A 12314-nucleotide genomic window follows, 5' to 3' on the forward strand; every position below is an offset into this window, starting at 1 on the left:
GTCGTGACGTGTGTCACGGTACGTCGTGCGACGGCGTCCGGCCTCCCCCGGCGTCCGCGGGAGCCAGCGAGGGGACGGCCCGCGCCCCCACGTGCAGCTGCAGCCGCGGCGGGAGCACGTGCGCCTCCAGCCGGACCCGCCGCCCCCGGGCCAGCCACAGCCCCGCGACGGCGCCGGCCGCGACGACGACCAGCCCGCCGAGGATCAGTCCCCACGGCGCGCCGAGGTGCTCGGAGGCCCAGCCGATCAGCGGGGCGCCCAGCGGCGTGCCGCCCATGAAGCACGTGAAGTAGAGGGCCATCACCCGCCCGCGCACCTGCGGGTCGGCGCCCAGCTGCACGAAGCTGTTGTTGGCCACGCTGAACACGAGGGCGGCCGCGCCGGTGGGCACGAGCAGCACGGCGAACGACCAGAAGCCCGGCACGAGCCCGCAGGCCACGGTGAGCAGCCCGAAGACGACGGCCGAGGTGACCAGGAACCGCTGCCGCGGGCGGGCGCTGCGGCGGGTGGACAGGAACGCGCCGGTCAGCGAGCCGACGGCGAACGTCGTCGAGAGCAGGCCGAACGCCTCGGCGCCGAGGTCGAACACCTCGCGGGCCATGAGCGCGATGGTGACCTGGAAGTTGAACCCGAAGGTGCCGATGACGAAGGCCAGCACCATCGCCAGCCGCAGGTCCGGGCGCGACCAGGTGTAGGCCAGCCCGGCCCGCAGCTGCCCGCGGGCGCGCACGACCGGCTCGCTGCGGCGCAGCTCGCCGGCCCGCATGAGCAGCAGCGCGCCGATGGTGAACACGAAGCTGGCGGCGTTGACGAGGAACGCGGGCGCGGTGTCGCCGCCCGAGGCGGCGATGAGCAGGCCGGCCAGCGACGGGCCGACCAGCCGGGCGCCGTTGAAGATCGTCGAGTTGAGCCCGACCGCGTTGGCGAGCAGGTCGCCGCCCACCATCTCCGAGACGAACGCCTGGCGCACCGGGGCGTCGATCGCCGACACGCAGCCCAGCGCGCCGGCCAGCAGGAACACGTGCCACAGCGCGACGGCGCCGGTGGCCACGAGCGCGCCGAGGCCGAGCGCCAGCAGGCCCATGAGCGCCTGGGTGGCGACGAGGACGCGGCGCTTGTCGTAGCGGTCGGCCAGCACGCCGCCGTACATGCTCAGCAGCAGCGTCGGGCCGAACTGCAGGGCGGTGATCAGACCCAGCGCCACCCCGCTGTCGCCGGACAGCTGCAGCACCAGCCAGTCCTGGCCGATGCGCTGCATCCACGTGCCGGTCAGGCTGACGAGGTTCGCCGACGCGTAGAGCCGGAAGTTGTGCACGCGGAGGGACCGGAACGGGCTGCGCCCGCTGGTGGCCGGTCCCCCCGGACGGGGGTCAGCAGGCGTGGACGTCACCCACCGGCGAGCTCCTCCATGATCTCCGCGGCCTCGCGCAGGGTCGCCCGCTGCTGCGGGGTGAGCCGCTGCAACTGGCCCGACAGCCACGCCTCCCGGGCCCGGGCCTCCTCGGCCAGCAGCGTCCCGGCGGCCGGGGTCAGGTCGATGACCACCTGCCGGCCGTCGGTCGGGTGCGGCGTGCGGGTGACCAGGCCCATGCCCTCGAGAGCGACGACGACGCGGGTCATCGACGGCGGCTGCACTCGCTCGTGCGCGGCCAGCTCTCCCGGGCTCATCGCGCCGTGCCGCTGGAGCGTGGACAGCGCGGCGAGGTGGGTGAGCGTGACCGAGGTGTCGACCCGCTGGTTGCGCAGCCGGCGGGAGAAGCGCATCACCGCCAGGCGGAGGTCGTGGGCCAGCGCTGCGGTGTCCAGCGTCGACCGGGTCACGACCCCAGCCTACCGGTCGTTAGCGCCGCTCAGAACAGTTGCTGGAGCGGCTCCAGCGCGAAGTAGACGACGAACGCCAGCGCGATCACCCACATCAGCGGGTGCACCTCGCGGCGGCGGCCCACCGCCGTCCGCAGCAGGACGTAGCTGACGACGCCGGCGCCGATGCCGTTGGTGATCGAGTAGGTGAACGGCATGAGCGCGATGGTGAGGAAGGCCGGGATGACCAGGGACATGTCGTCCCAGGTGAGCGTGCGGATCTGGCTGATCATCAGCGCACCGACGATCACCAGCGCCGGGGCCGCGGCCTCCGAGGGGACGACCTGCACCAGCGGGGTGAAGAACATCGCCAGCAGGAACAGCACGCCGGTGACGACGCTGGCCAGTCCGGTGCGGGCGCCGTCGGCCACGCCCGAGGCGCTCTCGATGTAGGTCGTGTTCGACGAGACGCTCGCCGCGCCACCGGCCGCCGCGGCCACCGAGTCGACCAGCAGGACCGGCTGGGAGCCGGGCAGGTTGCGGTCCTCGTCGAGCAGGTCGCCCTCGGCGCCGACGGCGGTGACCGTGCCGACGGTGTCGAAGAAGTCGGCGATCATGATCGAGAAGACGATGAGCAGCGCGGCGACGACGCCGATCCGCTCGAACCCGCCGAACAGCGAGAACTGCCCGACGATCGACAGGTCGGGGGCGCTCACCACCTGGTCGGGGAGGGTGGGGACCTGCAGCGCCCAGCCGCGCGCGTCGAGCTCCTGGCCGTCGGGACCGACGCGCGGCCCGATCCCCGCGATCGCCTCGACCACGATCGCCAGCACGGTCGAGACCACGATGCCGATCAGCAGCGCGCCGCGGACCTTGCGCACCACCAGGACGGCGGTGAGCAGCAGCCCGACGACGAACACCAGCAGCGGCCACCCGGCGAGCTGGCCGCCCACGCCGAAGCTGATCAGCGGCGAGCCGGGGCGGATCACCCCGGCGTCGGCCAGGCCGATGATCGTGAGGAAGAAGCCGATGCCGACCGCGATCGCCGTCTTCAGCTGCGGCGGGATCGCCTCGAACACCGCCCGGCGGAAGCCGGTGAGCACGAGGACGGTGATCAGCAGGCCCTCGAGCACGACCAGGCCCATGACCTCCGGCCAGGCCAGCTGGGTGGCGGCGAAGACCGCGACGATCGCGTTGATGCCGAGGCCGGTGGCCAGCGCGAACGGGTAGCGCCCGACGACGCCCATGAGCACGGTGAGCGCGCCGGCGACCAGCGCGGTGACCGCGGCGACGGCGCCGAAGGGCAGCGAGGCGCCCGTGACGTCGACGCCGGACAGGATGATCGGGTTCAGCACCACGATGTAGGCCATCGTGAAGAAGGTGGTCAGCCCGCCGCGGACCTCGCGGCCGACCGTGCTGCGCCGGGCGCTGATCCCGAAGTACCGGTCCAGCCCGTTGCGCGGCCGGACCTGCGGGCCGGCGCTGCGGCGCGGCCGGGACGCCTCCACCGCGACGTCGGCCGGCGTGTCCCCCGTGGGGGCGGCGGTGCGGGCTGCGCGGGCGCCGCGGGCGGGACGGGACTTCTCGGGCATGCGGGCTCCTGCGGACATGCGGCTGCCGGGCGGTGAGCCGCGACAGCGTGCCACACCGCACGCGCGCCTCCCCGCCGGTCTCCGGGGGACGCCGCCTAGTGTCGGCGGTGTGTCCCGCCCCGCTGCACCCGGCCCCCTGAAGCCGGCCCCTCCCCCGCTGCGCGTCGACACCGCCCGCGTCGTCCTCGCCCTGACGGCGCTGTGGGCGCTCGCCCTCGTCGTCCTGCTGCTCCTCGGCGACCGGGTGGACCGCGTGTGGACGTGGACCTGCGTGGCCGGGATCGCGCTGGCCGGGGTGGGCCTGGCGGTCATGCGCCGGCAGGGCCAGCTCGGGCCCCGCCGCTGAGGCGGGGCCGCTAGTCGGTGAGGACGTCGAACTCCGCGGTGTCGTAGCGGGCCGACGTCACGACCTCGGCCGGCTCCCCGGCGGCGAGGGTGGCCTGGCTGTGCGCGCCGCAGCCGTAGTCGACGGCGACCACCCGGCCGTCGGCGGGCGCGTACTCGTTGCCGCAGGCGCCGAGCAGGGTCCGCAGCGACCCGGCCAGCGGGAGGAAGAAGCCGCAGGTGCCGCACGGGCCGGGGGCCTGGCGGGCCATGGGCGCGCGCGGGCCGAAGTCCCCGGCCAGCCAGCGGGCGGCGGCGGCGCTGCGCCCCTCGCGGGACATCACCCGCTCCCGGCCCAGGCCGATCTCGCTCGCCAGCGCCTGCGCCTCGGGGTCGGCCGCGGCGTCGTCCTCGGTCGTGTAGGAGGGCACCAGCCGCGGGTCGTCCTCGGTGGCCGGCAGGACGTCGCCCACCGACAGGTCGCCCGGGCGCAGCCGCTCGTGCCAGGGCACCCAGGCCGGCGCCAGCAGCGCGGCGTCGCCGGGCAGGAGCACGACCTCGTCGACGGTGGCCGCGTCGTCGCCCGGGACGTGCGCGAGGGTGACCGCCCAGTGCCAGCCGGCGTAGCCGGGCAGCCGGCTGGCGAACGAGTGGGTGACCACCTCGCCGAGGACGGCGGCCGCGGCGTCCCCGGGCTGCTCCGGGGTGGCGCCCAGGTGCTCGCCGACCACCGCGGGGTCGCCGGCGGTCTCCTCGGCCGCGGCGCGGGCGAGGTCGACCGCGCCGGTCAGCACGTCGCTGGGGGCGGGATCCGGGGTCACGGGCCCATGTTCCCAGACGGGGGCGCCGACGACGTGCACGCGGGGACCCGCGTGATCACGCCCACCCCGGACTGCCAGGCGGGTGCGGCACCATGGGGGCGTGCCGTCGTCGCGTCCGCCCGGGTCCCGCCGGGGCCCGCTGCGCCGGTCGCGGCCGGACCCGGTCCCGCCCGACCGCCTGGACACCACCCCGCTGGACCTGCCCCGCCCGGGGACGCAGCCGCAGGCCGCCGGGGTACCCCCGCCCGGGTACGGCCCGCCCACGGACCCCGTGTACGGCCCGCCGCCGCAGGCGCTCCCCCCGGCACCACCCCCGGGGGAGCAGCCGCCGCAGGCGCAGCCGCGGGTGACCGTCACCCGGGTCGCCGTCGCCCGCACCCGCGAGCTCACCGGCGCGGCCGTCGCCCGGGTGCGCGCCGCCAGCCGCGCCGACGGCGCCGCCGAGAGCGGCCTCACCCAGCTGCTGTGGGTCAACGCCCTGCACATGGCCGGGGACGCGATGGTGGCCGTCTCGCTGGCCGGCACCCTGTTCTTCGCCGCGGCCGCCGACGCGCAGCGCGGCAACGTCGCGCTGTACCTGCTGGTCACGATGGCGCCGTTCGCGGTGGTCGCCCCGGTCATCGGCCCGTTGCTGGACCGGCTGCAGCGCGGCCGCCGCTGGGCGCTGGGCGCGGCCTCGCTGGGGCGGGCGGCGCTGGCGCTGGTCATGGCCGCGCACCAGACCGACTGGCTGCTCTACCCGGCGGCGCTCGGCGTCCTGGTGCTGTCCAAGGCGCACAACGTGCTGCGCGCCGCCGTCGTCCCGCGGGTGCTGCCCGGCGCCATGTCGCTCACCTCGGCCAACGCCCGGCTGTCGGTGTTCGGCCTGGTCACCGCCGGCGTCTTCGGCGCCGTCGGGGCGGGTCTGGCCTGGGCCTTCGGCTTCGAGCCGCTGCTGTGGGCGACCGCCGCGGTGTTCGCCGTCACCGGGGTGCTCGCCGTCCGGCTGCCCCGGCACGTCGACGTCCCCGTCGGCGAGCAGCCGGCCGACGTGCTCAGCACCGGTCCCGTGCCGGTCGCCGGCCGCCGGCGCCGGCCGGTCAACCCGCACGTGGTGCTCGCCCTGCGGGCCAACGCGGCGCTGCGCGGCCTCGGCGGCTTCCTGACGATCTTCTCCGCGTTCCTCGTGCAGGCCACCGTCTCCGGCGGCTGGGAGGCCAGCCTCGCGCTGGGCGCCATCGCCGGCGCCGCGGGGGCGGGCAGCGTGCTCGGCACCGGCATCGGGTCCCGGCTGCACCACGCCGACCCCGACCGGGTGGTCGTGTGGTCCGCCGGCGTCGCCGCCGCGGTCACCGTGCTCGCCGCGGTGTTCTTCGGCCTGGCCACCGCGGCCGCCGTCGCCGGGGTCGCGGCGGTCGCCAACGCCCTGGGCAAGGTCGCCCTCGACGCGATCATCCAGCGCGAGGTGCCCGAGAGCCTGCGCGCCTCGGCGTTCGCCCGCTCGGAGACCGTCCTGCAGCTGGCCTGGGTCTTCGGCGGCGCGCTCGGCATCGCGCTGCCGCCGATCGGCTGGCTCGGCTTCACCGTCGCCGCCGCGCTGCTCGTGCTCGCCGTCGGGCTGGTGCTGTGGACGCCGCGCCGCCGCCGGTGGGCGCCGGTCGACCCGACCGCCCCCACCGTCCCGGGCGCCGTCCCCGCCGCGCCCGACGTCCCGACCGTGCCGGAGGCACCCCGCCCGTGAGGACCCCCACCCGCGCCGCCGCAGCCCTGCTGGCCGGCGCGCTCCCCGTCGTGCTGGCCGGCTGCGGCGGTCCGGCCTCGTCGGACACCCCGCCGGACATCACGGTCACCGCCGGCCCGCAGGAGGTCACCGCCCCGCCCACGCAGTACTGCGGGGAGGGCGAGGGGCAGCGCTACGACGTCACGCCGCCGGTGGTCGAGGTCTCCCCCGACACCCCGATCGAGCTGACCGTGCCCGAGGACGTCGCCGCGAACGGGTGGAGCGTGCAGGTCTTCGACGAGCGCCTCGAGGAGCGGCTCGGCGAGGTCGACGTCGACGCGGGCACGACGACGTTCGACGGGATCAACAGCTCCGACGTCGTCCCACCGGCGTACTACCTCGTCGTCGTCGAGGACCAGCACGACGACTGCCTGCTCACCGGCTCGTGGCCGGTCGGGTTCCTGCGGGCCGGCGGCGAGGTGGGCACCACACCCACCCCGACGCCGGCCGGCTGAGGCTCAGGCCTCGAGGTCCCCGGCGACCGCCCGCAGCACCGCCGCGACCTTGCGCGACTCGGCGCGGTCGGGGTGCCGGCCGCGGCGCAGGGAGTTCGAGACGTCGTCGAGCAGCTTGATGAGGTCCTCGATGATCGGGACCAGCTCGTCGGGCTTCTTCCGCCGGGACTCGGCCACCTTGGCCGCCACCGAGGGCAGCGGGTCGAGGACCCGCACCTGCAGCGCCTGGTCGCCCCGGCGGCCGGCGACGATGCCGAACTCCACCCGCTGACCCGGCTTGAGCTCGGCGGTGCCCGCGGGCAGGGCGTCCTTGTGCACGAAGACGTCGGGCCCGTCCTCGCGCGAGAGGAAGCCGAAGCCCTTCTCGGGGTTGAACCACTTGACTCTGCCGGTGGGCACGTTGATCCCTCGGGTCGCTTCTGCTCGCGGGTGTCCCGGCGCGGGGCCGGCGGACGGCGGCGCGGGACGCACCGCTCGCCTCCCAGGTTAGCGGTCCGGCGCACCTAGATTGGCCGCGTGCCAGCGCCCGACGGCCCGCCGGCCCACCCGGACTACCGGTTCACCCTCGCCAACGAGCGCACCCTGCTGGCCTGGCTGCGCACCGGGCTGGCGCTGGTCGCCGGCGGGGTGGCGGTGGCGGCGTACGTGCCGCGGCTCGGGGCCTCCTGGGGCGGCGGCGCGGTCGGCCTGGCGCTCGTGGGGACCGGCCTCGGCACCGCGCTGGCCGGCTACCGGCGGTGGCGGCGCAACGAGCGGGCGATCGCCACCGACGCCCCGCTGCGCGCCGGCCCCGAGGTCCCGGCGCTGGTCGCGCTGGTCTCGGCGGTGGTGCTGCTGGTGGCGGTGCTGCTGGTCGTCGAGGTCGCCTGATGACCGCGCCGGAGACCCAGCCGCAGCGCACGGTCCTCGCCTGGCAGCGCACCGGGCTCGGCCTGCTCGGCGTCGCCGCGGTTCTCGGCTCGCACGCCGTGCTCGACGCGCGGGTGCTGCCCCTGGTCCTCGCGGCCGCGGTGGCGGCGACCGGGCTGGGCGTCCTCGGCGTCCTCGCGCGGCGGCGGGCCCGCGCGCTCGCCCGGGACCCGGCGTCGGCGCCGGCCGCGGTCGAGCTGGCCACCGCCGCCGTCGTCGCGACGGCGCTGGCGGCCGCCGCGACCCTGCTCAGCCGCTGACCACCCCGGGCTCGACGACGCCGAGCCGGCCGAGCAGGTCGAGGAAGACGACGGCGAAGTCGTTGTCGGCGACCTCCCGCCGGACGGCGGGCCAGTCGACCTGCTCGCGCAGCGCCCGGGCCACCGGCAGCAGCCGGGAGAAGTCGCAGTAGTGCTCGTCGAGCGTCATGATCTTGGTGACCAGGATGTCGGTGGCCGCGAGGACCGGCATGTGCACCGAGAGGACCGAGACGTCCTCGGCACGCTCGATGAGGTCGGTCTCCACCGGCTTGCCGCAGGTGCGCCAGAGCACGTCGACGAACGAGTTGCCCTGCACGACCTTGGTCAGCCAGTCCTCGGCCGGGTCCTCCACCTGCAGGCCGGCGTCGGCGAGCACCTTGACCGCCCGCTCGGCCTCGGCCGCGGGCACGAGGAAGTCGGCGTCGTGGTCGGGCTCGGGGGCGCCCCGCACGAACGCGGCGTAGCCGCCGCAGAGGGCGAAGGGCACGCCGCCCTCCTTGAGGGCCACGGCGGTGCGCTTGAGGAGGTCACGGATCTCGTCGCGGTCGGAGGGCAGCACGGGGTGCGTCTACCCGGCGTCCGGCCGGTCACGCACGGTTGAGCACCGCCCGCCGGGGCACGGGAGACCCCGTGCGCATCGCGACGTTCAACATCCTGCACGGGCGCTCACCCGAGGACGACCGGGTCGACGTCGACCGGCTGGCCGCGGGGGTGAAGACGCTGGACGCCGACGTCCTGGCGCTGCAGGAGGTCGACCGCGACCAGCCCCGCTCGATGAACGCCGACCTCACCGCGGTGGCCGCCGAGGCGATGGGCGCGGTCGACCACCAGTTCGTGGCCGCGCTGTCGGGGACGCCCGGCGGGACGTGGATGGCCGCCACCGGCGACGAGCAGCCGGGCGCGGCCAGCTACGGCGTCGCGCTGCTGTCGCGGTATCCGGTGGTGTCCTGGCGGGTGGTGCGGCTGCCGACGCTGCCCGGGCGGGTGCCGGTGTGGTTCCGCGGCGCGCGGGCGCCGCAGCTGGTCAGCGAGGAGCCGCGGGTCGCCGTCGCCGCCGTCATCGACGGCCCGACCGGGCAGTTCACCGTCACCTGCACGCACCTGTCGTTCGTGCCGTACTGGAACACCGTCCAGCTGCGCCGGCTGGTGCGGTCGCTGCGGGGGACGCGCGAGCCGCTGGTGGTCCTCGGCGACCTCAACATGGAGCCGCCCAAGGCCGCCCGGGTCAGCGGGCTGCGGCCGCTGGCCGCGGGGCTGACCTTCCCCGCCGACGTCCCGGTCCGGCAGCTGGACCACGTGCTGGCCCGCGGGCCGGTGACCGCCACCGGTCCGGCCGAGGTGGTGCGGCTGCCCCTGTCGGACCACCGGGCGCTGGCGGTGCCGTGCGCGGTCGGGTGAGGCGGTTGGCGTCGTGACAGCGACGGGTGTCACGATCAGCCCATGGCTGCGTCCTCCGTCGGCACCCGCGCGTTCACCCTGGTCGCCTCGGCGGTGCGCCTGGTCGCCTCGCTGGTGGCGGTGGTGATCGTGGTCCACGCGGTGTTCACCTTCTTCGAGGCGAACCCCGCGAACACGCTGGTGTCGGCCGCCGCGGACGTCCGCGAGAACCTGGGCTGGTTCACCGTCGACCTGTTCCGGCCGTCGGACCCGCGGATCGGCGAGACGGTCAACGCCGCGATCGCCGCGCTGGTCTGGGTCGTCGTCGGCAACCTGGTGTCCAAGCTGCTGGTGAAGCTCGCACCGTAGGACCCCGTTCGATCGGCGGGTGGCCCCGTCCCGGGTCCCACCCTGAGCCTGCGAAGGGTGGGGAGGACGGGGTCCTTCGTCTAGGCGTTCCTCACGGCGGCGGCGGCCTCCAGGCCCAGCTCCTGCACCGAGACCTCGCGCATCTCGACCTTGCGGACCTTGCCGGTCACCGTCATCGGGAAGCCCTCGACGACCTTGACGTAGCGGGGCACCTTGTAGTGCGCCAGCTTCCCGGCGCAGAACTCGCGCAGCGCCTCCGGCGTGAGCGGCTCGGCCCCCTCGCGCAGCCGCACCCAGGCCATGAGCTCCTCGCCGTACCGCTCGTCGGGGACGCCGATCACCTGCGCGTCGACGACGTCGGGGTGGGTGTAGAGGAACTCCTCCACCTCGCGCGGGTACACGTTCTCCCCGCCGCGGATGACCATGTCCTTGATCCGGCCGACGATGTTCAGGTAGCCGGCGTCGTCCATGACGGCGAGGTCGCCGGTGTGCATCCAGCGGGCCGCGTCGATCACCTCGGCGGTCTTCTCCGGCTCGTCCCAGTAGCCGAGCATCACCGAGTAGCCGCGGGTGCAGAACTCCCCCGGCGTCCCGCGGGGCACGGTGATGCCGCTCTCGGGGTCGACGACCTTGACCTCCAGGTGCGGGTGCACCCGGCCGACGGTCGAGGTGCGGCGGTCGAGGTCGTCGTCGGCGCCGGTCTGGGTGGAGACCGGTGAGGTCTCGGTCATGCCGTAGCAGATGGTCACCTCGGTCATGCCCATCTCGGCGACCACCCGCTTCATCACCTCCACCGGGCACGGCGAGCCGGCCATGATCCCGGTGCGCAGGCTGGAGAGGTCGTAGGTGCCGAAGTCCGGCAGCGCCAGCTCGGCGATGAACATCGTCGGGACGCCGTACAGCGACGTGCACCGCTCGTCCTGCACCGCCCGCAGCGTGGCCGCCGGGTCGAAGGCGGGCGCGGGGATGACCATCGTGGCGCCGTGACTGGTGGCCCCGAGGTTGCCCATGCCCATGCCGAAGCAGTGGTAGTAGGGCACCGGGATGCAGATCCGGTCGGCCTCGGTGTAGCCGCAGCCCTCGCCCACGAAGAACCCGTTGTTGAGCAGGTTGTGGTGGGACAGCGTGGCGCCCTTGGGGAAGCCGGTGGTCCCCGACGTGTACTGGATGTTGATCGGGTCGTCCGGCGAGAGCTCGGCGGCGCGCTCGGCGAGCAGCCCGCGGTCGGCGGCCCGGCCGGTGTCCAGCAGCCGCTCCCACTCGGGGGCGCCGAGGAAGACGACCTCGCGCAGGTCGGGGCAGTCGCCGCGGACCTCGGCCACCATGGCCCGGTAGTCGCTGGTCCTGAACTCCGGCGCGGCGACCAGCACGGAGATGCCGGCCTGGCGCAGCACGTAGGCCAGCTCGTGCGTGCGGTACGCCGGGTTGATGTTGACCAGGATCGCGCCGAGCTTGGCGGTGCCGTACTGGACGAACACCCACTCGGCGCAGTTGGGCGCCCAGATGCCGACCCGGTCGCCCTTCTGCACGCCGAGGGCGTCGAGGCCGAGGGCGCAGGCGTCGATGTCGGCGACCAGCTGCGGGTACGTCCAGCGGCGGCCGGTGGCGCACTCGACGAGCGCCTCGTGGTCACCCACCCGCGCTGCCGTCCGGTCGAGGTCCGCACCGATCGTGTCCCCGAGCAGGGGGACGGTCGAGGTGCCGCTGGCGTAGGACGGCAGCGCGGGGGTGGTCACGGCCGCCGGTTCTCGGGCAGCTGCACCCCGGCCCGGTTGGGCTTGTCGGTGGGGTGCGCGTAGCGGATGCGGTCCGGCGGGAGCGGGAAGCTGTGGTCCTCGCCGAACGGCGACAGCGGGCCGGCCATCTCACCGAGGAACTCGGTGACCGGCGGGCCGGCGTTCTCCGACTGGCCCCAGGTCGGCTCCACCAGGTGGGCGTGCTTCTCGTTGCGCTTGGCCATCTCGCCTCCGTGTCCGGTGCGCTCCGCCGGGGGGCGCACGTGCGGCGTCATTCTCGCGTGCCCCTGGTCCTACCCGCAGCAGCCCCGCCCACGTCACCCCCGTTCGCGGCGAGCGCGGGCGGACCGGGCGCCGTAGAGGGTGGGCAGCCCCTCGGCGGTGAGCACCCACTCCCCCGGGCCGACCGGCGCGAGCCGCACCTCGCCGCCGTCGAGCCCCTGCACCTGGCGGGTGCGCCAGACCGAGGTGCTCACCAGCGTCAGCCGCACCGGCTCGTGGGTGGGGTCCCACTCGTCGTAGCCCTCGGGCTCGAAGGCGACGATCGCCGGCCCGGCGATGCGCAGCAGCCCGCGCTGCCAGGGGACGGCGGCCAGCGCCCGCCGCCAGCGCAGGGCGCGGGCCAGCGCGCCGAGGCCCGCGCCGGCGGCGACCAGCCCGACGACGACCAGCGCGACGACGACCGTCCCGGCCAGCGGCACGGGGCGGCCGCGGTCCTCCGCGACGGCGACGGCGACCGCGCCGAGCAGCACGGCCAGGACGACGGCGATCAGCCCGCCCGCCAGCCAGCGCAGCGCGCCGGCCCGGTAGCCCTCCAGGGCGGTCCGGGTGTGCGGATCGTCGGCGGCCGGCTGCACGGCGTCCATGCTGGCAGGACCGGCGGTCCGGGCGGCACGGGCGGGCGCGGACGTA

Annotated in this window: 16 protein-coding genes; 7 read left to right on the forward strand and 9 right to left on the reverse strand. The window is 75.5% G+C overall.

What is annotated here, in order from left to right; all coding sequences use genetic code 11:
* Positions 1–13: 13 nt before the first annotated feature.
* The 3 genes from ACI8AA_RS09655 to ACI8AA_RS09665 form a co-directional block, all read right to left on the reverse strand.
* On the reverse strand, positions 14–1315 hold the full coding sequence (locus tag ACI8AA_RS09655) for an MFS transporter (RefSeq protein ID WP_457044253.1): 1302 nt from the start codon (positions 1313–1315) through the stop codon (positions 14–16).
* 71 nt (positions 1316–1386) lie between these two features.
* Positions 1387–1821: a MarR family winged helix-turn-helix transcriptional regulator gene (locus tag ACI8AA_RS09660; protein WP_457044254.1), complete on the reverse strand. Its 435-nt coding sequence runs from the start codon at positions 1819–1821 to the stop codon at positions 1387–1389.
* A 29-nt stretch (positions 1822–1850) separates the two neighbouring features.
* A complete protein-coding gene (locus tag ACI8AA_RS09665) occupies positions 1851–3392 on the reverse strand; it encodes an NCS2 family permease (RefSeq protein WP_457044255.1) in 1542 nt (513 codons plus the stop codon).
* 109 nt (positions 3393–3501) lie between these two features.
* On the opposite strand from ACI8AA_RS09665, the gene ACI8AA_RS09670 reads away from it, so the two are divergent.
* On the forward strand, positions 3502–3738 hold the full coding sequence (locus ACI8AA_RS09670) for a DUF2530 domain-containing protein (protein ID WP_456936803.1): 237 nt from the start codon (positions 3502–3504) through the stop codon (positions 3736–3738).
* Positions 3739–3748: 10 nt separating this feature from the next.
* On the opposite strand, the gene ACI8AA_RS09675 is transcribed toward ACI8AA_RS09670, so the two are convergent.
* A complete protein-coding gene (locus tag ACI8AA_RS09675; protein ID WP_457044256.1) occupies positions 3749–4537 on the reverse strand; it encodes a DUF3027 domain-containing protein in 789 nt (262 codons plus the stop codon).
* A gap of 100 nt (positions 4538–4637) precedes the next feature.
* On the opposite strand from ACI8AA_RS09675, the gene ACI8AA_RS09680 reads away from it, so the two are divergent.
* Positions 4638–6257: an MFS transporter gene (locus tag ACI8AA_RS09680; protein ID WP_457044257.1), complete on the forward strand. Its 1620-nt coding sequence runs from the start codon at positions 4638–4640 to the stop codon at positions 6255–6257.
* Positions 6254–6751 carry a DUF2771 family protein gene (locus tag ACI8AA_RS09685; protein WP_457044258.1) on the forward strand — a complete coding sequence of 166 codons (498 nt, stop codon included), beginning with the start codon at positions 6254–6256 and terminating at the stop codon, positions 6749–6751. Before ACI8AA_RS09680 ends, ACI8AA_RS09685 begins: the two co-directional genes overlap by 4 nt.
* Positions 6752–6754: 3 nt before the next feature.
* Here ACI8AA_RS09685 and ACI8AA_RS09690 read toward each other — a convergent pair whose 3' ends face one another.
* Positions 6755–7150: a cold-shock protein gene (locus ACI8AA_RS09690; RefSeq protein WP_456872889.1), complete on the reverse strand. Its 396-nt coding sequence runs from the start codon at positions 7148–7150 to the stop codon at positions 6755–6757.
* 117 nt (positions 7151–7267) lie between these two features.
* Here ACI8AA_RS09690 and ACI8AA_RS09695 point away from each other — a divergent pair, with 117 nt between their 5' ends.
* Both ACI8AA_RS09695 and ACI8AA_RS09700 read left to right on the forward strand, forming a co-directional pair.
* Positions 7268–7621 (forward strand): YidH family protein, encoded by a 354-nt coding sequence (locus ACI8AA_RS09695; protein WP_457044259.1) that lies wholly within the window; start codon positions 7268–7270, stop codon positions 7619–7621.
* Complete coding sequence (locus ACI8AA_RS09700; protein ID WP_457044260.1) at positions 7621–7920, forward strand: DUF202 domain-containing protein; 300 nt, start codon at positions 7621–7623, stop codon at positions 7918–7920. Before ACI8AA_RS09695 ends, ACI8AA_RS09700 begins: the two co-directional genes overlap by 1 nt.
* Here the strand turns inward: ACI8AA_RS09700 and ACI8AA_RS09705 are convergent.
* Positions 7910–8479 carry a nucleotidyltransferase family protein gene (locus tag ACI8AA_RS09705; protein WP_457044261.1) on the reverse strand — a complete coding sequence of 190 codons (570 nt, stop codon included), beginning with the start codon at positions 8477–8479 and terminating at the stop codon, positions 7910–7912. The genes ACI8AA_RS09700 and ACI8AA_RS09705 overlap by 11 nt on opposite strands.
* 71 nt (positions 8480–8550) lie before the next feature.
* On the opposite strand from ACI8AA_RS09705, the gene ACI8AA_RS09710 reads away from it, so the two are divergent.
* Both ACI8AA_RS09710 and ACI8AA_RS09715 read left to right on the forward strand, forming a co-directional pair.
* Entirely contained in the window at positions 8551–9318 is a 768-nt protein-coding gene (locus tag ACI8AA_RS09710; RefSeq protein ID WP_457044262.1) for an endonuclease/exonuclease/phosphatase family protein, read from the forward strand.
* A gap of 42 nt (positions 9319–9360) precedes the next feature.
* On the forward strand, positions 9361–9666 hold the full coding sequence (locus ACI8AA_RS09715) for a hypothetical protein (RefSeq protein ID WP_457044263.1): 306 nt from the start codon (positions 9361–9363) through the stop codon (positions 9664–9666).
* Positions 9667–9746: 80 nt separating this feature from the next.
* On the opposite strand, the gene ACI8AA_RS09720 is transcribed toward ACI8AA_RS09715, so the two are convergent.
* The 3 genes from ACI8AA_RS09720 to ACI8AA_RS09730 all read right to left on the reverse strand — a co-directional run bounded on the left by ACI8AA_RS09720 (position 9747) and on the right by ACI8AA_RS09730 (position 12268).
* The gene (locus tag ACI8AA_RS09720; RefSeq protein ID WP_457044264.1) at positions 9747–11402 is read right to left on the reverse strand and encodes an AMP-binding protein; all 1656 of its coding nucleotides are present in this window, start codon (positions 11400–11402) and stop codon (positions 9747–9749) included.
* On the reverse strand, positions 11399–11626 hold the full coding sequence (locus ACI8AA_RS09725; protein WP_387988018.1) for a hypothetical protein: 228 nt from the start codon (positions 11624–11626) through the stop codon (positions 11399–11401). The genes ACI8AA_RS09720 and ACI8AA_RS09725 overlap by 4 nt, the downstream gene beginning before the upstream one ends.
* A gap of 93 nt (positions 11627–11719) precedes the next feature.
* Positions 11720–12268: a hypothetical protein gene (locus ACI8AA_RS09730; protein ID WP_457044265.1), complete on the reverse strand. Its 549-nt coding sequence runs from the start codon at positions 12266–12268 to the stop codon at positions 11720–11722.
* Positions 12269–12314 lie beyond the last annotated feature (46 nt).

The sequence above is a fragment of the Geodermatophilus sp. SYSU D01180 genome (genome assembly GCF_054050415.1).